Genomic DNA, 26,483 nt, shown 5'->3' with positions numbered 1-26,483 from the left:
TTCACCGAAATGAACGGGGCTTGCCAGACAGCTTCCGTCAGAAGTGGAAGCTGGTGGTCAGCAGGGCAGTACGCCCGGCTGCCTGGTTGGCGTAGTGAGCAGCGTAAGCTTTGTCGTAGTAAACCTCGTTGGTGAGGTTTTGCACGTTCAGTTGCAGATCGACGTTCTTGGTCAGCTTGTAGCTGGCCATGGCGTCGTAGCGCCAGTACGAATCGACCATCACGCTGTTGGTCACGTTGCCGAATACGTCGTCGACGTAGAAGGCGCCGCCACCGACAGTGAACTTCGACGTGACGTTGTAGGTGGTCCACAGCGTCAGGCTGTTGTTCGGCGTGTTAGGCATCTGGTTGCCGTCGTTGTAGCCGTCGATCAGCACGCCACCTACCGATTGTGCGCCACCGTCGATCAGCTTGGCATCCATGTAGGTGTAACCGGCGAACACTTGCCAGGCGTTGGTCAACTTACCCGTGGCGGTCAGCTCCAGTCCATCGACGCGGCTCTTGCCTGCGTTCTGGTAGGTGTTGGCATCGACCAGTACACGGGCATTTTCCTTCTCTGTGCGAAACACCGCAGCCGTCAGGTTCAGGCGCTGGTCAAGCAGGTCCCATTTGGTGCCGATTTCGTAATTGGTGGTTTCCTCGGGTTTCAGCTCACTGGTGGTGGTGGCGGTCAGCAGCGGGTTGCCATCGCTGCCTTCACCCAACGAGGCGCCAGCCGGCGTGGCCGAGGTTGCGTAAGAAATGTAGACGCTGCCGTTTTCTGCAGGCTTCCAGGTCAGGCCCAACTGGCCAGTGACGAACTCGCTGGTGTCTTCGGTCTTGAAGCTGGTTGCACCGCCTGCCACTTTGGTTTTGGCTTTGGTGTCGAAATGGTCGTAGCGCAGGCCCATGGTCAGCAGCCACGCTGGATTCAGTTCGAGGGTGTCGGTCAGGTAGATAGCACGGGTGTTGCTGGTGGTATCGGCTCCCGCATCGGTACGGCTCACGTCACCACCCCAGGCTTCGTTCGGGTCTGGGTTGGGGAATGAGGTGCAGACGCCCGGAATCTTGCCAGTAGGCGTCGAGCAGTTACCCGCGCGGAAACCGGTGATGTCGTAGCCTTCTTTGGTTGAGGCTTCGCGGCTCAACTCGATACCGGTAGAGAAGGTGTTCTTGAAACCACCGATGTACACCTCACCGAACAGATCCGTCTGGTTGGTGGTAGTGCGGGTGTTGGCCACGCGGTTGTTTGGCCGGCGCCAGACTTCACCGTTGAGGATGTTGCCCTTGCTGTCATCCGGCTGGCTGTAAATGTAGTCCTGCAAGGTGCTGCCGTGGCGCAGGGTGTTCTTGATGGTCAGCGAGTCGCTCAGGTCATGTTCCAGGGCAATGGTGCTGATATCGGCGCGGGTTTTGTAGAAGTCGCGACCGACCAGACCGTAGTAGTTGTCGCTGTCACCACCATCGGTCGGCTTGTCTGGATTGGCCGAAGTACGATTGGCCGAACTGCCGGACCTCAGGCTGTAGGGGATGCCCGAGTCTGGCAGGTCATCGCTCTCGACGTGGTAGTAGTCCAGGCTCAGGCGGGTAGGGGTACCCAGACCAAAGACCAAAGAGGGAGCCACGCCCCAACGGTCATAGTTGACCTCATCGCGACCGGCGACGTTGCTCTCGTGGCTCATCAGGTTCAGGCGGAATGCGGCGGTATCCAGGAACTGATAGTTGCCATCGAAGGTGTAGCGATTGGTCTGGTCCGAGCCCCAGGTAAAGCCACCATCGACAGCGTTGCCCAGGTGCGCGCGCTTGCTGACCAGGTTGATGGTACCGCCCGCTGCGCCGCGGCCACCGATCGCCGAGTTCGGGCCTTTGGCGACTTCAACCGATTCAATGGCGAAGATTTCACGGGTTTGCGAACCGGTGTCACGTACACCATCCAGATACATCGAGTTCTGCGAGTCAAAGCCACGAATGAACGGACGGTCGCCTGACGGGTTGCCGCCTTCGCCGGCACCCATGGTGATGCCCGGCACCGTGCGCAGAGCATCTTGCAGGTTGAGGGCGTTGGTGTCCTTGATCACTTGCTGTGGGACCACAGTCACCGAGCGTGGAATGTCGACCAGCGGCGCGGTGTACTTCGGCGAAGAAGCATTCTCGACTTTGTAATCGGTGCTGGCCGTTTCGGCCTGGCCGGTGACGCTGGTGGCATCCAGGGAAATTGCGCCGTTGTTGGCCGCTTCAGCGTCCGCGGCGTAAGCCAGGTGCCCTGCAGAAGTAGCAGTAAGCGCTACTCCAATGGCGGAGGCGAGCAAGCGTGGTGAACTAGCAGCGGTTGGCACGTAGTGACGCGGCATGGTGGTCCTCTTCCCCGGGTTTCAAGGCCGCGAAATATAATGTAAACAAATATGAGTAACAATTGAGAAGAATTGCTATTCACTCGAAATTTACATTCTTTACAAATTGTTACTGCGGCTTTTCTCTGCTGAAACGTCCCACCCCTCGGAAAGGACTTGTGGTGAGTCAATGGGAATCAATATCATTGACGTCTTTCCGTTCTCAGGTGCCTGCGCCATGCTGCTACACATTTCCGGACTGTTCTCCACAGAGGAGGTCACGCGTATCCGTGAGGCGCTGGAGCAAACCGAATGGGCCGACGGCAAGATCACTGCGGGCTATCAGTCGGCCAAGGCCAAACACAACCTGCAATTGCCTGAGGGCCATCCGTTGGCCAAGGAGATCGGCACTGCGCTGATGGAGCGTCTGTGGCAGCATCCGCAGTTCATGTCAGCGGCTTTGCCGCATAAGGTGTTTCCGCCCCTGATTAACTGTTATCGCGAAGGTGGCAACTTCGGATTTCATATCGACAACGCCTTGCGTCAGCCCCGTGGCAGCCACGAGCGGGTGCGCACCGATCTGTCGTCGACGCTGTTCTTGAGCAATCCCGAGGACTATGACGGTGGTGAGCTGGTTATTCAGGACACCTACGGCGTGCAGCAGGTGAAGCTGACAGCAGGGGACCTGGTGCTCTACCCGGGCACTAGCCTGCACCAGGTCAACCCGGTGACTCGCGGCGCACGTTATGCAGCGTTCTTCTGGACTCAAAGCCTGGTGCGCGAAGACAGTCAGCGTGCGTTGCTGTTCGAGATGGATAACGCGATTCAGCAGCTCACGGCAGACCTGCCCGACCACCCGGCGCTGATCCAGTTGACCGGCACCTATCACAATCTGCTGCGCCGCTGGGTTGAGGTCTGAGTCATGGCATTCGCATTGCGCAATCGCCAGGAGCTGGACAGCGAGCAGTTCGCCCAAATGCTTGAACACAGCCCGGCCAAGGCCGCTCAGGCCATTTTGGCCGCAGCTGCAGAGGACGTTGTCGACGCTCAGTTATTGCTTGGGCAGATCCTGCTCGACGGTCGTGGCATCGAGAAAGACCCGGATCTGGCACGTCGCTGGTTCAGCATTGCCGTCAGTCGCGGCAGTGCAATGGCCGGCAATATGCTCGGGCGTTGCCTGGAGCATGGCTGGGGCGGGGCGGTTAATCCGGCCCAGGCAGCGCGTCACTACCGCATGGCGGCCGAGGCGGGGCTCGACTGGGGGATGTACAACTACGCGAATATGCTGGCTACCGGGCGCGGCGTGAGCCAGGACCACAAGGCTGCACAGGCATGGTATCGACAAGCGGCCGAGCAGGGGCATGGCAAGTCGATGAACCTGTTGGGACGCTACCTGGAGGAAGGCCAGCATTGCCAAGGCAATGTCCTGGAGGCACAGGGTTGGTACCAGCGCTCGGCTCAAGCCGGGGATTTTCGTGGGCAGTTCAGCCATGCGGGCGTCCTGGCCGCCCTGGGGCAGACAGAAGAAGCGCTGGCCTGGCTGCAGCGGGCATTGGCGGGGGGGAACGCGAATTTTCTGAGGGTGGCTGGGCCGGCGCTGGAGCAAGCCGAGCAGTCAGAAATCCGCAGCTTGGCATCGGCTTACCGAACACGCTTGGCGCAACTTGAAGCGGGGCATTGAGCGCCCCGCAATGGGCTGCTGGGCAGCCCGGTGTGGTACTTACAGGTAGTAGGCCTTCAGCGGCGGGAAGCCGTTGAATTCCACCGCGCTGTAGCTGGTGGTGTAAGCGCCGGTCGACAGCCAGTACAGACGGTCACCGATCGCCAGGTTGAGCGGCAGGCCGTACTTGTAGTGCTCGTACATGATGTCGGCGCTGTCGCAGGTCGGGCCGGCGATAACCACTTCTTCCATCTCGCCTTTCTTCTCGGTCCAGATCGGGAACTTGATGGACTCGTCCATGGTTTCGATCAGGCCGGAGAATTTGCCCACGTCGGTGTAGACCCAACGCTCGACAGCAGTACGCGACTTGCGTGCCACCAACACCACTTCACTGACCAGAATACCGGCGTTGGCGATCAGCGAACGGCCTGGCTCGAGGATGATTTCCGGCAGATCGTCGCCGAAGTCTTCCTTGAGGAAACGGATGATTTCTTCGGCGTAGGTTTCCAGGCTGTTGGTACGGGTGATGTAGTTGGCCGGGAAGCCGCCACCCATGTTGATCAGCTTGAGTTCGATGCCGTCTTCTTCTTTGAGGCGCTCGAAGATCACTTTGACCTTGGCGATTGCCGCATCCCAGACGCTGATGTCACGCTGCTGCGAGCCGACGTGGAACGAGATGCCATACGGCACGAGGCCCAGGTCGCGGGCGAGGATCAGCAGGTCCATGGCCATGTCGGTCTGGCAGCCGAACTTGCGCGACAGCGGCCAGTCGGCCGTGGTCGAGCCTTCGGTGAGAATGCGCACATAAACTTTCGAGCCTGGCGCGGCCTTGGCGATGTTGCGCAGGTCCGCTTCAGAGTCGGTGGCATACAGACGTACGCCCTTCTCGTAGAAGTAGCGGATGTCCTTGGATTTCTTGATGGTGTTGCCGTAGCTGATGCGGTCAGCGCTAACGCCACGGTCCATCACTTTGTCGAGCTCGTAGATCGAGGCGATGTCGAAGCTCGAGCCTTTCTCCTTGAGCAGGTCGATGATTTCCACGGCCGGGTTGGCCTTGACCGCGTAGTAGACCTTGGCGAATTCGAAACCGGCGCGCAGGTCGTCATAGGCCTGGCTGATCATCTGGGTGTCGATGAGCACGAACGGGGTTTCTTTCTTGTCGGCGAAGGCCTTCATTTTCTCAAAGGTATCGCGCGCGAAGTAGTCTTCGACCTGAATCGACATGCTTAGGAACTCCATGGGCAAACTGAATAAAAAAGTGGCTGCAACTGAACGCCCTCCGTATCCCCACTTTGGTTCGCCTACTTCCCAAGGCATGTCGCCGAAAGCAAAAAGGTCAACCGTGCGTGATGAAGCGAGCTACGGGTGACCTTGCTGTCTCGTCGTCAGTACTTGAGCCGGATGGATCGTTTCCAGCATGGACGTTCGGCGCGAACTTTAGGACCTGAGGGGCTCAAGATCAACAAAAAATGTCGCGATTTCGCACACGTCTGTCGCCCGGTCTTGCACAGCCACTTTGTAACCGACCCAGGTAAACAGTAGATGTTCAATTTGATGACAAAAGCGTTAAAAATACCGAAATGCTCAGGGATCTTTCAGCGAACTGGCTAGTTTGGTCTGGTGTTGCGAAATCGTCGAAGTTAGCGGCGAAAGAAGTAAAAAACTCTCGGATCTTGGCCTATAAAAGCGCATGCTGCGTCAGGAGCACAAAGTGCTGGCCGTTCATATTTTTTTCCGTGCTCAGTGATGATGTTGGCCGTCGCCTGTCACACATTTTTTTGCCCCGATCACGCTTCGTCGCCTGTCATGAACTTCGATTGCCGCGCTTAATAAGAAATATTACTATTCGCGTCATTCCTCACAGCTTGGCGAAGACCTCCGCATCGTGTCGCGACACAAAGGCTTTCTCGACCACTACCATGAGCTGATTGGCACCTGGACGCGCAAGTTGCGCAATCGCCAGCAGGCCGAGGATCTGGCCCATGATGCTTTTATCCGGGTGCTGGAAAATGACCAAGCCGGAGTCGAGCAGCCACGCGCTTATCTGCATCAGACTGCGCGCAACATCGCCGTGGACGGTTACCGTCGCGAAGACCGTCGCCAGACCATCGAGCAGGGTATTTTTGATGCTGCCGCTGACGCCCAGGGTGACCCGGAGGCCTACATGCATGCCGTTGAGCTGGCAGACAGCGTCGAGCGTGCCCTGGCGCAATTGCCGCTCAACTGCCGGCGGGTGTTTATCTGGCAGAAGCTTGAGGGGCTGACCCAGGTGGAAATCGCCGAACGCATGGGCTTGACCAAGAACACGGTCGAAAAGTATATGATCCGCACGCTCCGGCATCTGCGTGAGCACCTGGATGTGTCGACGAGATGAGTCAGGCGAATGTTTTCATGAATCAGCAGTCGTGCACGTGTGGCAACGAGGCCGTGCGCGAGCAGGCGGCCCAGTGGTTTTCCCGCAGCCGTGACGGGGCCTTGGGCGCAGACCAGCAGGCGCAACTCGATGCCTGGCTGGCGCAGCACGCACAGCATCAGTACGAGTACGATCTGCTCGCCCAGCTCTGGGATGCAGCAGATGTGTTGCCGCGTGCGCGTCTAGAGGCCTTGTGTAAAGAAGACCCGGTGCGTCAGCTGCCACGTCGAGGCTTTGTTCAGCAGGCGCTGGCTGCTGGTATTGTCGTTGTTGCGGTGGGGTTGAGCTGGTTCGGCTGGCAACAGCATCAGCTCAACTATCAGGACCAGTTGCAGACTGCGCTGGGTGAGCGACGCCAACTTGAGCTGCCAGACGGCTCGCATCTGGAGCTCAATGGCCGCACGCAACTGCGGGTCGATTTCAGTGTCGGGCAACGGCGCATTGAACTGGCCGCAGGGGAAGTCATGTTCAGTGTCGCCCATGACAGCACGCGTCCCTTTGTCGTGCGTACCGCCAACGGCACCGTCACGGTCACCGGCACCCGTTTCGATGTGCGCCTGGATCCGGCACGAACCCGGGTTGCGGTGGAGCAGGGCTCAGTCCGGGTTCAAGGCCGTGACGACAGTCAGGCGCTACTCACTGCCGGGCTTGGCTCGCAGATTGATGCCCAGGGCAAGGTTGCTGGGCCTTATGCCATTGACGCCGCCGCGCTGACGGCCTGGCGTAATGGCAAGCTGGTGTTCAATGATGCACCGTTGAGCGAAGTGGTCGAGGAAGTTTCCCGTTACCGTGAGCAACCCTTGCGCGTGGCAGCAGGCAAAGTGGCGGCGTTACGTCTGAGCAGCACCTTCAGTAGCGATGACACCGATGCCTTGTTACGGGCCCTGCCGAGCATTCTGCCAGTGGCCATCAGGACCCATGCCGATGGCTCCAAAGAAATAATCTCAAAATAAATTCAGGTTTTTTTTCAGTTGTTCGTCTTCCTGGTCAACTGCAACTGCCAAGCATTTACATTTGCATGCAGCTGGCATTTATCCCGTACCTTCAGGATTTCTCGACGACGTGAACAACAACAAGTTTTCCCCGCGTTCTGCCGCCCGCTCTCGTTTGCTGCCTCTGGCGTTGGCGCTCGCCGTCAGTGGTGGTGTTGCCAGCAGCTACGCCGACGAAGCTGCGACCACCATCCAGATTCAGGCTCAACCCTTGGCTTCGGCCTTGAGCCAGTTGGGCCAGCAAACCTCGCTGCAACTGTTCTTCAGCCCGGAGCTGGTGGCCGGCAAGCAAGCCCCGGCGGTGTCCGGTACTCTTGCGCCGGAACAAGCCCTGCAAACGCTGCTGCAAGGAAGCGGGCTGACCTACGAGATCTCCCAAGGCACGGTAGTGCTCAAGCCTGCACAGAGTGCCGGCACCCTGAGCACCGGCAGCCTTGAGCTGGCACCGACTGACGTCAAGGTCGTTGGTGACTGGCTCGGTAATGCCGATGAAACGGTGGTGCAGAACCACCCCGGTGCCCGCACGGTGGTACGTCGTGAAGCGATGATTGAGCAGGGCGCGATGAACGTGCGGGATGTGCTGCGCGGCATCCCGGGTGTTCAGGTTCAGGATTCCAATGGCACCGGCGGCAGTGATATTGCCCTGAACGTCGGCGTGCGCGGGCTGACCTCGCGCTTGTCCCCTCGCTCGACCGTACTGATCGATGGCATCCCGGCAGCCTTTGCCCCGTATGGCCAGCCGCAATTGTCGATGGCGCCGATTTCCTCAGGCAACCTCGACAGCATCGACGTAGTTCGAGGTGCAGGCTCAGTGCGCTACGGCCCACAAAACGTTGGTGGAGTGATCAACTTCGTTACCCGGGCGATTCCCGAAAAGGCCACCGGTGAGCTGTCCACCACCATGGAAACCTCTCGGCATGGTGGCTGGAAACATATTGAGTCGGCGTTTCTCGGCGGCACCGCAGACAACGGTCTGGGGGCGGCGTTGCTGTATTCCGGGGTCAATGGCAATGGTTATCGCAGCAGCAATAACGACAATGACATTGATGACGTGTTGCTCAAGACCCATTGGGCGGTCACCGACAGCGACGAGCTGTGGTTGAACTTCCACTACTACGATGCCAAGGCCGACATGCCCGGTGGCTTGACCCAGGCACAGTTCGATGACGATCCGTACCAGTCTGATCGTGACTATGACAACTTCAGTGGTCGACGCAAAGATGTCTCGCTCAAGTACCTGCGCCAGATCGACGACCTTACGCAGTTTGAAGTGCAGACCTACTACACCGACAGCTTCCGTGGCAGCACTATCGCCTCCCGAGATCAAAAGACCCTGTCATCGTACCCGCGTAGCTACCACGTGTTTGCTATCGAGCCACGCCTGTCGCGGATTTTTTTCGCCGGCCCGACCACTCAGGAAGTCAGTGTTGGTTACCGCTACTTGAAAGAAGCGATGCATGAGCAAGCGAGCCGCCTGGCGCTAATCAATAACGTGCCTGTCGAGACACCGACTTCTGACGGGCACGTGTACCAGGACCGTACCGGTGGCACTGAGGCGAGTGCCTATTACATCGATGACAAGATCGACGTTGGCAACTGGACCGTCACGCCAGGCATTCGCTTCGAGCACATCAATACCGACTGGCACGACCGTCCGGTGCTCGGCACCAACGGAGTGCCGGTGCAGGAGAAGAAGCGCAGCGTCAGCAGCGACGAGCCGTTGCCAGCGCTAAGCGTGATGTATCACCTGTCGGATGAGTGGAAGCTGTTTGCCAACTACGAGACCTCGTTCGGCAGCCTGCAGTACTTCCAGTTGGGTCAGGGCGGCAGCGGTGACCAGACGGCCAATGGCCTGGAGCCGGAAAAGGCCAAGACGTACGAAGTGGGCACACGCTACAACAACGGCACCTGGGGTGGTGAGCTGACGGCGTTCTACATCGACTTTGATGACGAGCTGCAATACATCAGCAATGACGTGGGCTGGACCAACCTCGGTGCGACCAAGCACCAGGGTATCGAAGCGTCGATGCGCTATGACCTGTCGGGCCTGGATCCACGTCTGCAGGGCCTGAGCGCTAACGCCGCGTTCACCTATACCCGTGCTACCTATGAAGGCGAGATTCCAGGCTTCAAGGGCCGCGACCTGCCGTTCTACTCGCGGCAGATCGTCAATGCCGGGCTGCGCTACCAGATCAATCGCTGGACCTGGAACCTAGACGCCTACGCCCAATCGAAGCAGCGCGCACCGGGTACCGGGATGAACGCCGATGGCAGCTTCAATGGCGATTACATCACTGAGCCGAGTGCTGATGGCCAGTACGGCGACATTCCCGGTTACGTCACCTGGGCTGCGCGCGGTGGCTATGATTTCGGTAAGGAGCTGTCGAACCTCAAGCTGGCGGCAGGGGTGAAGAACATCTTCGACAAGCAGTACTACACCCGTTCCAGCGACAACAACTCGGGGATCTACCTGGGTGAGCCGCGTACGTTTTATGTACAGGCCAGTGTAGGGTTCTGATCGCTAGGGGCCGCTTTCGCGACCCATCGCCGGCCTTGCCGGCGATGGCTTCGCGGATCAGGCCACAGCTTCGGCCGGCGAGACGATACTGGTCTTGCCACCACGCGAACGCCCTGAACTCAGGTAAGCCGCAATCGATTCCTGAGTGACTTCACCCAAGAACACCTGCTCGGCATCCAGTACCGGCAACCACGAGCGATTGAACTCATACATCCGCGACAGCAGGATGCGCAGGTGTTCATCGTGCGCAGCGGTGGCATTGAAGGTGCGCAAGAAGTCGGCGCAGGTACCCTGCTGGCGATGCAGGTCACGGCGCCGCACATAGCCCATGGCCTTGTTCTGCTCACAGGTCACCACCACATAGCGACGATCATGCTCGTCCATCAACTCCAGGGCATCATTGACCGGCGTCTGCGGGCTGACTGACGGCGCGTTATCCGCCGCATCTTCAGCGCGCACCAACAACAGGCGCTTGAGGGTACTGTCCTGGCCAACAAAGTTGCTGACAAAGTCATCGGCTGGGTGCGCCAGCAAGGTGTCGGGATGGTCGATCTGGATCAATTTCCCCGCGCGGAAGATGGCAATCTTGTCGCCCAGCTTGATCGCCTCGTCTATGTCATGGCTGACCATGATTACGGTCTTGTTCAGCGCCCGCTGCATCTCGAAGAATTCGTTCTGGATCATCTCGCGGTTAATCGGGTCAACCGCACCGAAGGGCTCATCCATCAGCAGCAGGGGGGCATCCGCGGCCAGGGCTCGAATCACGCCGATTCGCTGCTGCTGACCCCCGGAGAGTTCACGTGGATAGCGCTGCAGATACTGCTTGGGTTCAAGCTTGATCATGCTCATCAATTCGCGCGCACGTTCGTGACATTTTTGCTTGTCCCAGCCGAGCAGGCGCGGGACCACGGTGATGTTTTCCTCAATGGTCATGTTGGGGAACAAGCCAATCTGCTGGATCACATAGCCGATACGCCGACGCAGAGTCACCTCGTCCAGGCCGCTGGTGTCTTCGCCATTGATCAGCACCTTGCCGCAAGTGGGCGTGATCAGCCGATTGATCATTTTCAGCGTGGTGCTCTTGCCGCAACCGGACGGGCCGAGGAACACGCAGATCTCGCCTTCATTGACGGTCAGGCTCACGGCGTCGACGGCTTTGACGTCTTTACCGTTGGCGTGAAAGGTCTTGCTCAGGTTCTGAAGTTCGATCATTTGCGCAGTCCTTCTGGAGTCAGGGCACGTTGCAGGGTTTGTAGCAGCAGGTCGGCGAAGATAGCCAGTAGGCTCACCAATACGGCACCGACCAGCAGCATCGACATGTCGCTACGGCTGATGGACGTCAGGATAAGGACGCCCAGGCCACCGGCGCCGATGGTCGCGGCGATGGTCATGACGCCGATATTCATCACCACCGCCGTACGAACGCCAGCGAGGATCACCGGCACCGCGATGGGTAGTTCGACCATGCGCAGGCGCTGGCCGAAGGTCATGCCGATTCCGCGCGCGGCTTCACGAATTCCTGGCTCGACGTTGGTCAGCGCCAGGTAGGTGTTGCGCAGAATCGGCAGCAGTGAGTAAAGGAACACGGCAGTGATCGCCGGTAATGGCCCAAGACCCTGACCAAACTTGGAGTAGAACGGCAGCAGCAGACCGAACAGGGCGATGGAGGGAATGGTCAGCAGCACTGTGGCGCCAGCCTGCAGTGGCCCGGCGAGGGACGGAAAACGGGTCATCAGGATGCCCAGCGGTACGCCGAACAGAATCGCCAGGCTGACGGCGATGCCGACCAGGGTGATGTGCTGCCAGGTCAGGTGCAGGACCTGGGCCCAGTCCAGGTGAGCGAAGGTATCGAGCATGGTCATGGCTGCTCCTGTGCAGGTGGGTGCTGGCGCAGGTACTCATCGGCCACTTTGCCTGGGCTCTGATGGTCGACGTCGACCTTGGCATTGAGCTGGCGCATGGTTTCATCATCCAGTTGCTCGGCCAGGGGCTTGAGCAGGCGCGCCAGTTGTGGGTGTGCGTCGAGGGTTTCCTTACGCACCACAGGCGCTGCGGTGTAGTCGGGGAAGTAGTGTTTGTCGTCTTCGAGCAACTTAAGGTTGAAGGCGCTCAGGCGCCCGTCGGTGGTGTAGACCAGGCCGCTGAAAACCTGGCCATTACGCAGGGCCGTATAGACCAGCCCGGCGTCCATCTGGCGGATGTTGCGGCGGGTCAGTTGCAGGTCGTAGGTTTCAGTCAGGCCGACCAGGCCGTCGGGGCGGTTGGCGAACTCGGTGTCCAGGGCGACCACATGGGTGCGGTCCTTTTCTTCGCGCAACACCTGGTTCAGTTCGCTGATGGTGTTCACCTGCGGATACAGCTCGGCGATTTTGCGCGGTAGGGCCAGGGCGTAGGTATTGCTGAACTTCGAGGGTGTCAGCCAGATCAGGTCTTTCTTCGCGTCCAGTTCCTTGACCTTGGCATAAGTGGCAGCAGCACTGGGCATGCGCTCCTCGATGTGGTTATAGGACACCAGTGATACACCGGTGTATTCCCAGACCATGTCCAGCTGACCGGTTTCATGGGCGCTGCGCGCCAGATTGCTACCCAGCCCGCCGGTGATGCGCACATCAAAGCCATTTTGGTTGAGGTAACGTGCGGTGATTTCCGCCAGCACACTTTGTTCGGTGAAGACCCGTGCGCCGAGGCGAATCACAGGTTTTGTCGCGGCTTGGGCAAATCCCGAGAACAGTAGCGCCGCGCCCAGTAATAAGGCGATTCTTTTCATTGGAGTTCCTTCGCTTAGTGGGCCAGGCCGCGTTCGAGCCAACGTCGACTGCCTTGCGCCACCAGGGCGTCAAGCAGGAGTGCGAGCAGGGCAGTGCAGGCAGCGCCGAGTAGCAATTGCGGCTGATTGTTCAGGGCGATGCCGGGGAAAATCAGGCTACCCAAACTGTTGGCGCCAATCAGGAACGACAGGGGTGCAGTGCCGACATTGATCGCCAGGGCCACCCGAACACCGCCGACGATGATCGGCACGGCATTGGGCAATTCGACACGCCAGAGGCGTTGACGGGGCGTCATGCCGATACCGGTGGCGGCTTCCTTGAGCGAGGCGGGAACGTTTTTCAAGCCCTCGTAGGTGTTGCGCACGATGGGCAGGAGGGAGGCGAGGAACAAGGCGAAGATCGCAGGACCTGCACCGATGCCGAGAAAACTCAGGGCAATGGCCAGAACGGCCAGGGGGGGGATGGTGTTGCCAATGTTGAAGAACTGCATGAAACGTTCGGCGCGGTCGACTCGGTGTGGTCGACTCAAGGCAATGCCAGCGGGTATGCCCACGGCTAACGCCGCCACCATCGATAACAGCACCAGGATCAGGTGTGCTTGCAGGTAGAACCACAGATCGGCGCGGTAATGCGCGATCGTATCAATGCCGATCCAGTGGATCAGCAGGGCCAGGATGACGAGCACAAAGGCACATCCCATCAGCCCCTTGCCATAGCTTTTAGCCACAGGCGGACTCCTTTTATTGTCGGCGAGCACACTCCCGTGGCGGCCGCCATTCCAGGCGACAGGTAGTGTGATCGCGATAAGCAGCGCGTTGTCCGAAACGGAGCGAAACACGCCATAAGCGAAGCCTCGTCAGGCTCGTGTTGCCGGTGAAATCACCCCTGACGAACGGTAAAAACCGATTGCGAATCAGGGGAGTGGACGCCTCCACAGCCGTAAAGGTTCCCATCTGAAGCAGCATTTGGCCAGCGTTAATCCACCCAACGGTTCAGTTCAGGGGTAGTTTTGGGCTATAATCTGCGCCCTTTTTTTGAATCACCTGCCAGGCGATTTCCCATGACCAACCAGGCCGCCGAAGTCGCGAAACGCCGCACCTTCGCCATTATTTCCCACCCCGATGCGGGTAAGACCACCATCACCGAAAAGCTCCTGCTGATGGGCAAGGCGATTGCCGTTGCCGGTACGGTGAAATCGCGAAAGTCCGACCGCCATGCCACCTCCGACTGGATGGAAATGGAGAAGCAACGTGGTATCTCCATCACCACCTCGGTGATGCAGTTCCCATATCGCGAGCACATGATCAACCTGCTCGACACTCCGGGCCACGAAGACTTCTCCGAAGATACCTACCGCACCTTGACCGCAGTGGACTCGGCGCTGATGGTGCTCGACGGCGGTAAAGGGGTCGAGCCACGGACCATCGCGCTGATGGACGTCTGCCGTCTGCGTGATACGCCGATCGTCAGCTTCATCAACAAACTCGACCGTGACATCCGCGACCCGATCGAACTGCTCGACGAGATCGAGGCAGTCCTCAAGATCAAGGCCGCGCCGATCACCTGGCCGATTGGTTGCTACCGCGACTTCAAAGGTGTGTACCACCTGGCTGGTGACTACATCATCGTCTACACCCCAGGTCACGGCCACGAGCGTACCGAGGTGAAGATCATCGAGAAGCTCGACTCCGACGAAGCCCGCACGCACCTGGGTGACGAGTACGAGCGTTTCCTCGAACAACTTGAGCTGGTACAGGGCGCCTGCCACGAATTCGACCAGGGCGAGTTCATGCGCGGCGAGTTGACCCCGGTATTCTTCGGTACGGCATTAGGCAACTTCGGTGTTGACCACGTGCTCGATGCCGTCGTCGACTGGGCACCACGTCCACTGCCGCGCGTTGCCAACGAGCGCAGCGTCGAGCCGACCGAAGAGAAGTTCAGCGGTTTCGTGTTCAAGATTCAGGCGAACATGGACCCTAAGCACCGCGACCGTATCGCCTTCATGCGGATCTGTTCCGGCCGTTACGAGAAAGGCATGAAGATGCGCCATGTGCGCACCGGTAAAGATGTTCGGATTGGCGACGCGCTGACCTTCTTCTCTTCCGAGCGTGAGCAACTGGAAGAGGCCTGGGCAGGCGACATCATCGGCCTGCATAACCATGGCACGATCCAGATCGGCGATACCTTCACCGAAGGCGAGGCCTTGGGTTTCACCGGTATTCCGCACTTCGCGCCAGAGCTGTTCCGCCGCGTGCGCCTGAAAGACCCGCTCAAATCCAAGCAGTTGCGCCAAGGTTTGCAGCAGCTGGCTGAAGAAGGCGCGACCCAGGTGTTCTTCCCTGAGCGCAGCAACGACATCATCCTTGGCGCCGTTGGTGTGCTGCAGTTCGATGTGGTCGCCAGCCGTCTGAAGGAAGAGTACAAGGTCGAATGTGGCTACGAGCCGATCACCGTCTGGTCGGCGCGCTGGATTAGCTGTGACGACAAGAAAAAGCTTGAGGAATTCTCGAACAAGGCGGTGGAAAACCTGGCCATCGACGGCGGTGGCCACCTGACCTACCTGGCCCCGACCCGGGTCAATCTGGCGCTGATGGAAGAGCGCTGGCCGGATGTGAAATTCCGCGCAACCCGCGAGCATCACTGATTTAAGCCGCAAGCTGTAAGCTTCTAGCTGCAAGAAAGAGCAGACCGCACACACTTCGCTCTTTCTTGCCGCTAAAAGCTTGCCGCTTACAGCTGGCCGAAGGCCTAGTTCCCCGCTTTGATACTGGTCCAGATCCGCGTGCGAATGCGGTCGATCTTGGCCGGCATCGCCTCCAGTGCATACAGCTTGCCGAGCATCTCGTCGCTCGGGTAAATCATCGTATTGGCCTTCAGCGCCGGCTCCACCAGGGTGTCAGCCTTGAGGTTGCCGTTGGCGTACTGCACATGATTGCTGATGTTGGCCATCACCTCAGGCTGCAGCAGGTAGTTCATGTAGGCGTAACCCGCTTTCTCATTCGGCGCATCGGCTGGCATGGCGACCATGTCGAACCACATCGGCGCACCTTCCTTGGGAATCGAGTAACCGACGTTGATGCCGTTCTTCGCTTCTTCTGCACGGTTCTTCGCCTGCAACACGTCGCCCGAGAAACCTACCACTACGCAGATATCGCCATTGGCCAGGTCGCCGGTGTACTTGGACGAGTGGAAGTAGCTGATGTATGGGCGCACCTTCATCAGCAGTTCCTTGGCTTTGTCATAGTCCTTAGGGTCCTGGCTGTGGTGCGGCAACCCCAGGTAGTTGAGGGCGATGGGCAGCAGCTCCGGGCCATTGTCTAGCACGGCCACGCCGCAACTTTTCAGTTTGCTGATGTATTCGGGTTTGAAGATCAGGTCCCAGGAATCCACCGGGGCATTGTCGCCGAGCACCGCCTTGACCTTGTCGATGTTGTAACCAATCCCGGTACTGCCCCACAGATATGGGAAGCCGTACTGGTTACCCGGGTCGTTGACCTCCAGGGCCTTGAGCAACACTGGATTGAGGTTCTGCCAATTGGGCAGTTGGCTCTTGTCGAGCTGCTTCAGCGCCTTGCCCTGGATCTGCCGGGCCATGAAGTGGTTGGATGGGAACACCACGTCGTAGCCGGAGTTTCCGGTCATCAGCTTGCCATCAAGGGTTTCGTTGCTGTCGAACACATCGTAGGTCGGCACGATACCGCTGGCCTGCTGGAAGTTCTTCAGGGTATCGGGGGCGATGTAGCTGGACCAGTTGTAGATTTTTACCGAATCGGCGGCCTGAGCAACGGCACTGGCCAACAACAGCGGAGCGATGAGCAATGGGCGCATGTCTGGATTCCTTGCTTTGTCTGTTTTTATTGAAGGAGGCAGGCGATCAAGTGATCAGAAAATCAGTACGTAGGTTTTGCGCACGGTTTCCTGGATATCCCAGATTCCGGTGCTGTTAGCCGGCAGCATAATGGCGTCGCCGGCTTCGATGGTCAGCGGCTCGCCATCATCAGGAGTAAAGGTGCAGCGGCCCTTGATGAAGTGGCAGAACTCCTGCTGGACAATCTGCCGCCGCCAACGACCGGGAGTGCACTCCCAGATGCCGGTTTCGACACCGTCGCTGCGCTCGACAGCGGTCACCGAGGCAACCGACACCGGTTCGCCCAGGGGCACGGCGACCGGATTGGATTCTTGCAAGGCGACTGTGTCGGTGTTCTTGAACTGGGTAATGCTCATACCGGTGGATCCTGTGCAGAGGGAACGAAAGGTCAGTGCATGAAACCTTCCATGAAGTCGGCCACGCCGCTGGCCAGGCGTCGGCGCCAAGGGGCGCTGGTCGGGTCGGCGAGGGTCTGGTCTTCATGGACGAAACTTTTGATGATGGCGTTGTAGCCCAGCCAGCGGCACGGCTCCGGCTCCCAGCCTTTGAGGCTGGACAGAGTGCTGTCGGCATGGACCCAAGGTTGCGTGGTCAGCTCACTGCGTCGTTCGAGGATCAGCTCAGCCACGGTGCGTCCCCCCAGGTTGCTGGCACCGACGCCTTCGCCACCGTAGCCACCGGCCAGGGCGATGCCTTGTTTGCGATCACAGAGCATGTGCGGCTGGAAGCGCCGGGCCATGCCCAGATTGCCACCCCAGGCGTGGGTAATGGCGACGTCTTTGAGTTGCGGGAACAGTTCGCCAAACAGGTAGCGGCGCAGTTCGATTTCACTGCTGGTGAGGTCGAAATTTTCGCGCAGGCGCCCACCAAACCGGTAGCCACCACGAGCACCAAACACGAGACGGTTGTCGATGCTGCGCTGGCCATAGGTGACCTGGCGGCTGTTTTCACTGAAGGCCTGGCCATGTTTCAGGCCGATTTTTTCCCAGACCTGTTCAGGCAAGGGTTCGGTCGCAACCAACAGGCTTTGCACCGGTAACTGATAGTGCCCCAGCGGTGGCAAGTTGACCGAGTAGCCTTCGATTGCAGGTACCAGCCACTGGCATTTGATCTGTGCCTGGGCGGTACGTACCTCGCCTGCCTGCCAGTGAGTGACTGGGCTGTTTTCATACAGGCGCACGCCTAGACGCTCTACCGTCCGTGCCAGGCCGCGCACCAGCTTTGCGGGTTGGATGGTGGCAACATTGGGGTTGAAAATGGCGCCGTACGGTTTGCTGATCCGCAGTTGCGCTGCCAGTTGCTCTGGGTTCAACCAGCGGTAGTCGTTTTCGTTCAGGCCTTGTTTGTAGAGTTTGTCCAGGTAGCTGCGTAGGGTGGTTTCCTGCTCTGGATAGCGCGCCGCGCAATAGAGCACGCCGCCTTTGCGGTAATCGCAGCCGATGCCTTCACGCTGCAGCACAGCGTGAACTTCGTCGGGGATGGCATGGAGCAGGTCGAACGATGCCCGCCGCTGTACCGGGGATAGGTCCGCCAGCAGGCGGTCTTCACCCAGCAGGTTGCCCATCAGCCAGCCACCATTGCGCCCGGAGGCGCCGAAGCCGGCAATATTGGCTTCGATGATGGCGATGCTCAGGTGCGGGGCCCACTGCTTGAGGTAGTACGCCGACCACAGCCCGGTATACCCGGCGCCGATGATGCACACATCCACGTCCAGATCCTGATCCAGGGCTGGGCGGGCGGTCAGCGTCTCATCGAGCTGGTCCATCCACAGGCTGATCTTGCGCCATGGCTGCATTCTGTTCGGCTCCACATTCGTTTCGGTCTGTGGGCGATCCTAGAAGCTGGCGGGGGGCGTTGTCTTAGCTGCGTGCACGCAGAGAATTCTGCTTGACCCAGGCCTTGGGCGAGAGGCCGGTGTGTTGGCGAAAACACTTGTAGAAGGCCGACAGCGAGTTGAAACCGGCAGCAAACGCCAGGTCATCGACCTTGGTGGTGCTCGGTGCCTGATCTAGGCCACTGAGCAGGTGATGCAGGCGCGCCTGGTTGACGTAGCGGTAGAAACTCTGGCCTAGCACCTGATTGAGCAGGTAGGAGATCTGGTTGCGACTGTAACCGCTCTCACGCGCGACCCGTTGCAGGTCCAGTTCGGGGTCAAGGTAGGGTTGCTGGCGCTGGAAGTATTGCTCCAGGTCCTGAGCCATGGAACTCAGCTGCCGTGGCGACAGCCCTAGACGACTCATGGTTGGGCGTGCATCACTCTGGCCCGACTCTGCCTTGGCTTCGCGCACCAGCGAAGCATATTCATTGACCCGCCAGACCAGCCCGTCGCGCACGGTGATCGCTTCACTGGATTGAAAGGCCACCAACCCTTCGCCACCGCGCAGGGTCACTTGATACTGGATAAAAGCAGTGCAGCCATCGACGCGGATGCGATCGCTGTGGACGATGTCTTCATCGACCTCTCTAGGCATGCTGACGCGCACGTATTCGCGCAGTTCGGCGAGGTGCAATACGCGGTTCTGGAAGTAGTCGTTGTACTGGATGTCGGGATGAAACAACGCCATCACCCCGTCCAGGTCGCGATGCTTCCAGCACAGGTGATAGCGCATCACGGTAGCGGCGGTTTCCGGCGTCTGCTGCGGGCCGTCGGGGATCGATTCTGGGGTCATTGTCGGAGTGTGCCCCAAGGCTGATTCAGGCTCAACTTCTCTCGCAGGGCCCATCGCTGGCAAGGCCGGCTCCCCATACCAATCCTGTAGGAGCTGGCCTTGCCTGCGATGGACTGCATGGCAGCCCTAAAGGAACTGCTCGGCGTAATGACACGCCACTTGTCGTGTACCCACCTGCCTGAACGCCGGCTCCTCAGACGCGCAACGTTCAGTGGCATACGGGCAGCGCTTATGAAACGCGCAGCCTGACGGCGGATTCAACGGGTTGGGCAGCTCGCCAGCGATCTTGATCTTCGGCTTGAGTGGGTCCGGGTGGATGGTTGGCGTGGCCGACAACAACGCCTGGGTATAAGGGTGCAACGGCTTGTTGTAGATATCTTCCTTGGGTCCCATTTCCGCCGGACGGCCGAGGTACATCACCAGTACCTGATCGGCCACATGTCGCACCACCGCCAGGTTGTGGGAGATAAACACGTAGGCGGTATTGAACTCCTTCTGCAGGTCCATGAACAGGTTCAATACCTGAGCCTGGATCGACACGTCGAGGGCTGAAGTCGGCTCATCGGCAACCAATACTTTGGGCTGCAACATCATGGCCCGGGCGAGGGCGATGCGTTGGCGCTGACCACCGGAAAACATGTGCGGATAGCGCTGGTAATGCTCCGGCCGCAGGCCGACCTGCATCATCATGGCCTGGACCTTTTCCCGCCGTTCGCTCTTCGACAGGCTGGTATTGATCAGTAGCGGTTCGGCCAGTTGATCACCGATCTTCTGTCGTGGATTGAGCGAGGCATAGGGGCTCTGGAAGACCATCTGCACATCTTTGCGCAGTTGCTTGCGTTCGGCCTTGTTCGCCCCGGTGACTTCCTGGCCGGCAATTTTCAACGATCCGGACGAGGGTTCTTCGATCAGGGTCAGGGCCCGCGCCAAGGTCGACTTGCCACAACCGGATTCACCGACCACCGCCAGGGTCTTGCCGGCTTCCAGTTCAAACGACACACCATTGAGTGCCCTGACCAGGGCATGGCCCTTGAACAGGCCACGGGAAACTTCGTAGTGACGGGTCAGTTCACGGGCGGTAAGGACGACGGTCATTACGCCACCTCCTGGTTCAACGGGTAGAAACAACGGACCTGGCTGTGGGCCTGAGGATCGAGGGATGGGCGCTGGCGGCGGCAATTGTCCTGAACATACGGGCAACGTGGCGACAGCAGGCAGCCTTCAGGGCGGTCGTAGCGACCGGGGACGATACCGGGGAGGGTGGCCAGGCGCTCGGCCCCTTCACTGTGCTCGGGAATCGCAGCGAGCAGGGCTTCGCTGTACGGGTGCGCGGGAACCTCGAACAGTTCCGGCACCTGACCGACTTCCACGGCTTGCCCGGCATACATCACGCAGACCCGCTTGGCGGTCTCGGCGACCACGGCCAGGTCGTGGGTGATCAGGATCAGCGCCATATTCTGCTCTTTTTGCAGGTTGAGCAGAAGTTCCATGATCTGCGCCTGAATGGTCACGTCCAGGGCGGTGGTCGGCTCGTCGGCGATCAGCAATTTGGGTTCACCGGCGATGGCCATGGCGATCGCCACGCGTTGGCTCATGCCGCCGGACAGTTGATGCGGGTAAGCGTCCAGGCGACTTTCGGCAGCGGGTATTTCGACTTTCTTGAGCAATTCCAGGGCACGCTGACGCGCCGCCTTACCGCGCAGGCCCAGATGCTGGCGCAGGACTTCCTCGATCTGGAAGCCAACAGTGTAGCTCGGGTTGAGGGCGGTCATCGGGTCCTGGAAGACCATCGCCATATCCTTGCCGACCACCTTGCGCCGTTGCCGACCACTGAGCTTGAGCATATTGGTGCCGTCGAAGGTAAGGGCGTCGGCGGTGATGCGCCCTGGGGCGTCGATCAGACCCATCAAGGCCATCATGGTCACCGATTTGCCCGAGCCTGACTCGCCGACAATGGCCAGTACTTCGCCTTCGTTGACCGTCAGGTCGAGACCGTCGACCACCGGTACCGCGCTGGCATCGCCGAAGCGCACATTCAGATTCTTGATTTCTAGAAGTGACATGGCGATCTCCTCAGGCGGCATTCTTGAGTTTCGGGTCCAGCGCATCGCGCAGTCCGTCACCCATCAGGTTGATTGCCAGCACGCTGAGCAAAATGGTCAAACCCGGCAGGCTCACGACCCACCAGGCGCGTTCGATGTAGTCGCGAGCCGAGGCCAGCATGGTGCCCCACTCTGGGGTGGGTGGTTGTACGCCCAGGCCCAGGAAGCCCAGGGCGGCGGCATCAAGAATCGCCGAGGAGAAGCTCAAGGTGGCCTGCACGATCAGCGGCGCCATGCAGTTGGGCAGCACGGTGACGAACATCAGTCGCGGCAGGCTGGCGCCGGCCAGGCGTGCGGCGGTGACGTAGTCACGGTTCAGCTCGCCCATGACCGCTGCGCGGGTCAGGCGCACATAGGATGGCAACGAGACGATGGCGATGGCGATCACGGTGTTGATCAAGCCTGGGCCGAGGATCGCGACGATGGCCACGGCCAGCAGCAGCGAAGGCAGGGCCAGCATGACGTCCATCAGGCGCATGATCGACGGGCCGAGGATGCGCGGGAAAAAACCGGCCAACAGGCCAAGGAAAATCCCCGGAATCAGTGAGATCACCACCGATGACAGGCCGATCAACAGCGACAGCCGCGAGCCCTGAATCAGCCGCGAAAGCAGGTCGCGACCGAGCTCGTCGGTGCCGAGAATGAATTGCCAGTTGCCGCCTTCGAGCCATACCGGTGGGGTGAGCAAGAAGTCGCGGTACTGCTCGCTGGGGTTGTGCGGTGCGACCCAGGGGGCGAACAGCGCGCAGAACACGATCAGGCTCATGAACATCAGCCCGGCGACCGCGCCTTTGTTACGCGAAAACGCGTGCCAGAACTCCTTGTAGGGAGAGGGGTAGAGCAGGCTCTGGTCAACAGTGGTGGCCGGGGGGGTAATGGCTTTTGCAAGTGGGGTGGTCATGGCGGGGCCCTTAGCGCTGATGACGGATGCGTGGGTTGGCCAGGCCGTAGAGGATATCCACGACGAAGTTGACCAGGATCACCAGGCAGGCAATCAACAGGATGCCGTTCTGGACCACGGGGTAGTCACGGGCGCCGATGGCTTCAATCAGCCATTTGCCGATGCCCGGCCAGGAAAAGATGGTTTCGGTCAGGACTGCGCCGGCGAGCAAGGTGCCGACCTGCAAGCCGAACACTGTGAGTACCGGAATCAAGGCATTGCGCAGGCCGTGGACGAATACCACGCGCGCGGGCGACAGGCCTTTGGCGCGAGCGGTGCGAATGTAGTCTTCGCGCAGCACCTCGAGCATCGAGGAGCGGGTCATCCGCGCGATCACCGCTAACGGAATGGTGCCCAGGACGATGGCCGGCAGGATCAGGTGCATCAGCGCATCCTTGAAGGCGCCCTCTTCATCGCTGAGCAGGGTGTCGATAAGCATGAAGCCGGTTGTCGGCTCGATGTCGTAGAGCAGGTCGATACGTCCGGAAACCGGGGTCCAGCCCAGGCTCACGGAGAAGAACATGATCAGGATCAGGCCCCACCAGAAGATCGGCATCGAGTAGCCCGCCAGAGAAATACCCATGACCCCGTGGTCGAACAATGAGCCGCGCTTGAGGGCCGCGATCACGCCGGCCAGCAGACCGATGATGCCGGCAAAGAACAATGCCGCCAGGGCTAGCTCGAGGGTCGCCGGGAACAACGCGAGAAACTCGGTCCAGACGCTCTCACGGGTACGCAGCGACTCGCCAAGGTCGCCCTGGGCCAGCTTGCTGACATAATCCAGGTATTGCTCTGGCAAGGGTTTGTTCAGGCCCAGGCGCTCCATGGCCTGGGCGTGCATTTCCGGGTCAACCCGGCGTTCACCCATCATGACTTCCACCGGGTCGCCGGGGATCAGGCGTATGAGGGCGAACGTCAGCAAGGTGATGCCGAAGAAGGTCGGGATCAAGAGTCCCAGGCGCCGGGCAATAAAACTAAACATCTTCTGGTGTACCTCATCAGCCGTATGGCATGCCACCGGCACCCGGGTAGGGTGACGGTGGTCGTTCTTGTTCTACTTCACCTGGGTGGTGGCGAAGTTGTTATTGGTGAGGGGGTTGATGTGGTACCCCTCCACGTTGTTGCGCATGGCGGTGAACATCTTTGGATGCGCCATGCTGATCCACGGTTGGTCTTCATCGTACACCGCCAGCGCCTTTACATAGAGCGCTGCACGCTCATTGTTGTCGCTCACTGCGCGAGCTTGGTCGATCAACGCCTGGAAGGTCTTGTTGCACCAACGGGCATAGTTCTCCCCGCTTTTTACCGCATCGCAACTAAGTAGCGGGGTGAGGAAGTTGTCCGGGTCGCCGTTATCACCGGCCCAGCCAGCAGAAACCATATCGGGTTCGCCCTTTTTCGCCCGGCGCAGCATTTCTGCCCACTCCATGATGCGGATATCGACTTTCAGGCCGATCTTGGCCAGGTCCGCCTGGAGCATTTCCGCGCTCAAACGCGGGTTGGGATTGGTCGGGCCGCCGCCATTGCGGGTGAACAGGGTCAACACCGTCCCCTCTGGTACCCCGGCTTCCTTGAGCAGGGCGCGGGCCTTGTCGAGGTCGCGCGGCGGGTTCTGGTTAGCGGTGTTGTAGCCCATCAAGGTTGGAGGGTAGGGGTTCACTGCTACCAGCGCATTGCCTTTGCCGAACAGTTGGTCGACGTGAGTCTGGCGGTCGAAGGCGATGTTGATGGCTTTACGCACGCGTACATCGCTCAAGTATTTGTGCTCGGTGTTCAGCGAGATGTACCCAGTGGTCAGGGCCTCCATCTCGACGACCTTCAACTTGGGGTCGGCTTTTACACTGGGGATATCATCAGGCTTGGGATAGAGCGCTACCTGACATTCGTTGGCCTTGAGCTTCTGCAGACGTACGTTGTTGTCGTTGGCGATGGCGAAAATCAGCGCATCGGCCGGTGGTTTGCCACGGAAGTAGTCGGGGTTGGGTTTGTAGCGAACCTGAGCGTCTTTGTTGTAGCGCTGGAAGATGAACGGCCCTGTGCCTATCGGCTTGCTGTTGAGGTCGGCGGTCTTGTTGGCCTTGAGCAACTGGTCGCCGTATTCGGCCGAGTAGATCGAAGTGAAGGCCATGGCCAGGTCAGGCAAAAATGGTGCTTCCGGGCGGGTGAGGGTGAAGACCACGGTATGGTCGTCAGTCTTCTCTACGCTTTTGAGCAGGTCCTTGAACCCCATGCTCTCGAAGTACGGAAAGCCGATGCTGGTTTTATTGTGCCATGGGTGATTCGGGTCCAGCTGTCGTCGGAAGCTCCACAGCACATCGTCGGCGTTCATTTCACGGGTGGGCGTGAAGTAGTCGGTGTTATGGAACTTCACTCCACGGCGTAGATGGAAGGTGTAGGTCAGGCCGTCTGGGCTGATCTCCCAACGCTCGGCCAGAGCTGGCTGGACTTCAGTGGTGCCGGGCTTGAAGTCGACCAGCCGGTTGAACACGGTTTCAGCCGAAGCGTCGGCGGTCACCGCGGTGGTGTACTGAACGATATCGAAGCCTTCCGGGCTGGCCTCGGTACACACCACCAGCGGCTTGGCCGACAGGCCCGCCGCAGCACTCAACAGGACGGCTGCCAGGGCAGTCTGTAGCGGTAGCAATTTCATGAAAACTCCCTGCTATCAATTAAGCCAGCGTAGCCGCCACGACCGATTCCGTGAACCTGCCGTGGCGGTCGAGGCTTAGAGGATGTTGAATGGAATAGTGGTCACGATACGCAGCTCGTCCAGGCTACCGTCGCCCTGGTTCTTGCTAGCGCGGTGCGCGGTGTAGGTGGCGCGGATGGTGGTGTCTTTGAGTGCGCCGCTCTGCACGGCATACGTGGTGCCAATACCCCACTCATAGTGGTTCTCGCCATCAAGGTTTTTCACGTCGTAACCGCTGCCCCGGTAGTGAGTACCGTCAATGTCCCAGCCGCGAGCGTTGTACAGGTTGAACTTCAAGCCCGGTACGCCGTACTGGGCCATGTTCAGCACATAGGCGATCTGCATCGACTTCTCGTTCGGACCGTTGAAGTCCGAGAGCAGGGAGTTGGCCAGGAAGATCGCGTTGGTTTCATGCAGGTAGTCGAAGTACTCGTTACCGTTTACTTGCTGGTAGGAGAAGGTCAGGCTGTGTGCCTGGTGGGTCAGGCCCAGCGACAGACTGTAGGTGTCGTTATCGATCTCACCGAGTTCACTGCGGCCTTCATCTTTGGTTTTGTAGTAGTTCAGGCCGGTGGTCAGGCTCAGCACCGAGCTGTCACCCAGTTGGTGATTGGCACCGAAGTAGTACTGGTTCCAGAAGTCTTCGACTTTGGAGACATACAGGCTGGTCTGCAGGCTTTGCAGGGGCTGGTAGTTGAGGCCGGCCATGCTGATGCGGTCGGTTTCTGCACCATTAGCGCCGTACTCGGAGCGAAACTTGCTCAGGCTCTGTTCGCTACGTGGTGATACCCGGTCGAAGCTGCCGGCGTCGAACGACAGGTTGTCGAATTCTTCGCTGTGAATGCTTACGCCCTGGAAGCTCGACGGCAGGGCACGGTTGCCGATGTAGGCGATTACCGGGGTATCCATCGATTGGCGCCCGGCGGTCAAGGTGGTGTTGGAGACCCGGGCCTTGACGTTGGCCAGGCCCATCTTGCTCCACTGGCCGATGACGTCGCCGTCACTGTGGGTCAGGGTGCGGTTGTTTGGCCCGGCGACCGCCGCGCGCCCCTGTTCCAGGGCAATGGCGTTGTAGGCCGCAACTTCGGTGGCGAAGCCGATGGCACCCTCGGTGAAGCCCGAACTGTAATTGAGGATGGTGCCTTGCACCCAGTTATCGCGGCTGTGGGTGTCATGACGAGTGCCATCGCTTTTGTAGTACTTCCACAGCGGTGCTCGGGTGGCGCGTTCGCGGGCATACCAGTTGCGCGTCGAGCCAGAGAGGCTCTGGCCTTCGAAAAAGCCGGTGGCTTCACTCTGGGCACTGCTGTCCTTGACGCTGATCGGAACAAAGTCCTGGCTGATGGCTTCGCCATGCGCCAAGGCGGACAATCCGGTGATGGACAAGGCCAGTACTGCGGTTGTGGTTCGTCTCAAGGTAAAGCTCCCTTTCTTTTCTTTTTTGTTAGCGCCGGGCCTCGTGAGCTTGGCGTTCTTTTTGGTGAAACAAGGGTTGCAAACGTTTGCTCGATGACAATCGGGCATGTTCAGGCTGCAAGCGTTCCAGGGAGTGGATT

General features: G+C 59.5%; 22 protein-coding genes. 6 read left to right on the top strand and 16 right to left on the bottom strand.

All coding sequences use genetic code 11. From position 1 onward, the window contains the following. Window positions 1-37 precede the first annotated feature (37 nt). Window positions 38-2,329, bottom strand: coding sequence for a TonB-dependent receptor (locus tag ACQRAX_RS17085; RefSeq protein WP_412038682.1), 2,292 nt, complete (start codon window positions 2,327-2,329; stop codon window positions 38-40). Window positions 2,330-2,546: 217 nt separating this feature from the next. Here ACQRAX_RS17085 and ACQRAX_RS17080 point away from each other — a divergent pair, with 217 nt between their 5' ends. Together ACQRAX_RS17080 and ACQRAX_RS17075 are read left to right on the top strand one after the other, a co-directional pair. Next, complete coding sequence (locus ACQRAX_RS17080; protein ID WP_412038796.1) at window positions 2,547-3,227, top strand: Fe2+-dependent dioxygenase; 681 nt, start codon at window positions 2,547-2,549, stop codon at window positions 3,225-3,227. 3 nt (window positions 3,228-3,230) lie between these two features. After that, complete coding sequence (locus ACQRAX_RS17075; protein WP_412038683.1) at window positions 3,231-3,989, top strand: tetratricopeptide repeat protein; 759 nt, start codon at window positions 3,231-3,233, stop codon at window positions 3,987-3,989. Between the two features lie 39 nt (window positions 3,990-4,028). Here the strand turns inward: ACQRAX_RS17075 and ACQRAX_RS17070 are convergent, their stop codons facing one another. Continuing rightward, window positions 4,029-5,192: a type III PLP-dependent enzyme gene (locus ACQRAX_RS17070; protein ID WP_412038684.1), complete on the bottom strand. Its 1,164-nt coding sequence runs from the start codon at window positions 5,190-5,192 to the stop codon at window positions 4,029-4,031. 661 nt (window positions 5,193-5,853) lie between these two features. On the opposite strand from ACQRAX_RS17070, the gene ACQRAX_RS17065 reads away from it, so the two are divergent. From ACQRAX_RS17065 to ACQRAX_RS17055, 3 genes are all read left to right on the top strand, one after another. Continuing rightward, a complete protein-coding gene (locus ACQRAX_RS17065) occupies window positions 5,854-6,342 on the top strand; it encodes an RNA polymerase sigma factor (protein WP_412038685.1) in 489 nt (162 codons plus the stop codon). A 17-nt stretch (window positions 6,343-6,359) separates the two neighbouring features. Next, window positions 6,360-7,334, top strand: coding sequence for a FecR family protein (locus tag ACQRAX_RS17060; protein ID WP_412038686.1), 975 nt, complete (start codon window positions 6,360-6,362; stop codon window positions 7,332-7,334). A gap of 109 nt (window positions 7,335-7,443) precedes the next feature. Next, window positions 7,444-9,891, top strand: coding sequence for a TonB-dependent siderophore receptor (locus ACQRAX_RS17055; protein ID WP_412038687.1), 2,448 nt, complete (start codon window positions 7,444-7,446; stop codon window positions 9,889-9,891). 57 nt (window positions 9,892-9,948) lie between these two features. Here ACQRAX_RS17055 and ACQRAX_RS17050 read toward each other — a convergent pair whose 3' ends face one another. From ACQRAX_RS17050 to ACQRAX_RS17035, 4 genes are read right to left on the bottom strand one after another with little or no spacing between them, the layout of a single operon-like run. After that, window positions 9,949-11,103: a betaine/proline/choline family ABC transporter ATP-binding protein gene (locus tag ACQRAX_RS17050; RefSeq protein ID WP_412038688.1), complete on the bottom strand. Its 1,155-nt coding sequence runs from the start codon at window positions 11,101-11,103 to the stop codon at window positions 9,949-9,951. Next, window positions 11,100-11,753, bottom strand: coding sequence for an ABC transporter permease (locus ACQRAX_RS17045; RefSeq protein WP_412038689.1), 654 nt, complete (start codon window positions 11,751-11,753; stop codon window positions 11,100-11,102). Before ACQRAX_RS17045 ends, ACQRAX_RS17050 begins: the two co-directional genes overlap by 4 nt. After that, window positions 11,750-12,658, bottom strand: a complete 909-nt coding sequence (locus tag ACQRAX_RS17040) for a glycine betaine ABC transporter substrate-binding protein (protein ID WP_412038690.1) — start codon at window positions 12,656-12,658, stop codon at window positions 11,750-11,752. Before ACQRAX_RS17040 ends, ACQRAX_RS17045 begins: the two co-directional genes overlap by 4 nt. Before the next feature lie 14 nt (window positions 12,659-12,672). Beyond that, on the bottom strand, window positions 12,673-13,386 hold the full coding sequence (locus ACQRAX_RS17035; RefSeq protein WP_412038691.1) for an ABC transporter permease: 714 nt from the start codon (window positions 13,384-13,386) through the stop codon (window positions 12,673-12,675). A 333-nt stretch (window positions 13,387-13,719) separates the two neighbouring features. On the opposite strand from ACQRAX_RS17035, the gene ACQRAX_RS17030 reads away from it, so the two are divergent. Next, complete coding sequence (locus ACQRAX_RS17030; RefSeq protein WP_412038692.1) at window positions 13,720-15,303, top strand: peptide chain release factor 3; 1,584 nt, start codon at window positions 13,720-13,722, stop codon at window positions 15,301-15,303. 104 nt (window positions 15,304-15,407) lie between these two features. Here ACQRAX_RS17030 and ACQRAX_RS17025 read toward each other — a convergent pair whose 3' ends face one another. From ACQRAX_RS17025 to ACQRAX_RS16980, 10 genes are all read right to left on the bottom strand, one after another. Then, window positions 15,408-16,487, bottom strand: coding sequence for a polyamine ABC transporter substrate-binding protein (locus tag ACQRAX_RS17025; protein ID WP_412038693.1), 1,080 nt, complete (start codon window positions 16,485-16,487; stop codon window positions 15,408-15,410). 54 nt (window positions 16,488-16,541) lie between these two features. Then, window positions 16,542-16,883: a cupin domain-containing protein gene (locus ACQRAX_RS17020; protein ID WP_412038694.1), complete on the bottom strand. Its 342-nt coding sequence runs from the start codon at window positions 16,881-16,883 to the stop codon at window positions 16,542-16,544. Between the two features lie 32 nt (window positions 16,884-16,915). Continuing rightward, entirely contained in the window at window positions 16,916-18,322 is a 1,407-nt protein-coding gene (locus ACQRAX_RS17015; RefSeq protein WP_412038695.1) for an NAD(P)/FAD-dependent oxidoreductase, read from the bottom strand. A gap of 64 nt (window positions 18,323-18,386) precedes the next feature. Next, the gene (locus ACQRAX_RS17010; protein WP_412038696.1) at window positions 18,387-19,196 is read right to left on the bottom strand and encodes an AraC family transcriptional regulator; all 810 of its coding nucleotides are present in this window, start codon (window positions 19,194-19,196) and stop codon (window positions 18,387-18,389) included. A gap of 126 nt (window positions 19,197-19,322) precedes the next feature. Continuing rightward, window positions 19,323-20,291, bottom strand: coding sequence for a peptide ABC transporter ATP-binding protein (locus tag ACQRAX_RS17005; RefSeq protein WP_412038697.1), 969 nt, complete (start codon window positions 20,289-20,291; stop codon window positions 19,323-19,325). After that, the gene (locus ACQRAX_RS17000; protein ID WP_412038698.1) at window positions 20,291-21,259 is read right to left on the bottom strand and encodes an ABC transporter ATP-binding protein; all 969 of its coding nucleotides are present in this window, start codon (window positions 21,257-21,259) and stop codon (window positions 20,291-20,293) included. The genes ACQRAX_RS17005 and ACQRAX_RS17000 overlap by 1 nt, the downstream gene beginning before the upstream one ends. Before the next feature lie 10 nt (window positions 21,260-21,269). Beyond that, entirely contained in the window at window positions 21,270-22,199 is a 930-nt protein-coding gene (locus ACQRAX_RS16995; protein WP_412038699.1) for an ABC transporter permease subunit, read from the bottom strand. A gap of 10 nt (window positions 22,200-22,209) precedes the next feature. Next, on the bottom strand, window positions 22,210-23,220 hold the full coding sequence (locus ACQRAX_RS16990; RefSeq protein WP_045184696.1) for an ABC transporter permease subunit: 1,011 nt from the start codon (window positions 23,218-23,220) through the stop codon (window positions 22,210-22,212). Window positions 23,221-23,292: 72 nt separating this feature from the next. Beyond that, on the bottom strand, window positions 23,293-24,888 hold the full coding sequence (locus tag ACQRAX_RS16985; RefSeq protein WP_412038700.1) for an ABC transporter substrate-binding protein: 1,596 nt from the start codon (window positions 24,886-24,888) through the stop codon (window positions 23,293-23,295). 75 nt (window positions 24,889-24,963) lie between these two features. After that, on the bottom strand, window positions 24,964-26,343 hold the full coding sequence (locus ACQRAX_RS16980) for an OprD family porin (RefSeq protein WP_412038701.1): 1,380 nt from the start codon (window positions 26,341-26,343) through the stop codon (window positions 24,964-24,966). Window positions 26,344-26,483 lie beyond the last annotated feature (140 nt).

Origin of the sequence: Pseudomonas sp. UM16, assembly GCF_050312595.1 — a bacterium.
Lineage (GTDB): Bacteria > Pseudomonadota > Gammaproteobacteria > Pseudomonadales > Pseudomonadaceae > Aquipseudomonas.
The sequence above is the reverse complement of the archived record's forward strand: the minus strand, read 5'-3'. Positions and strand labels throughout refer to the sequence as shown.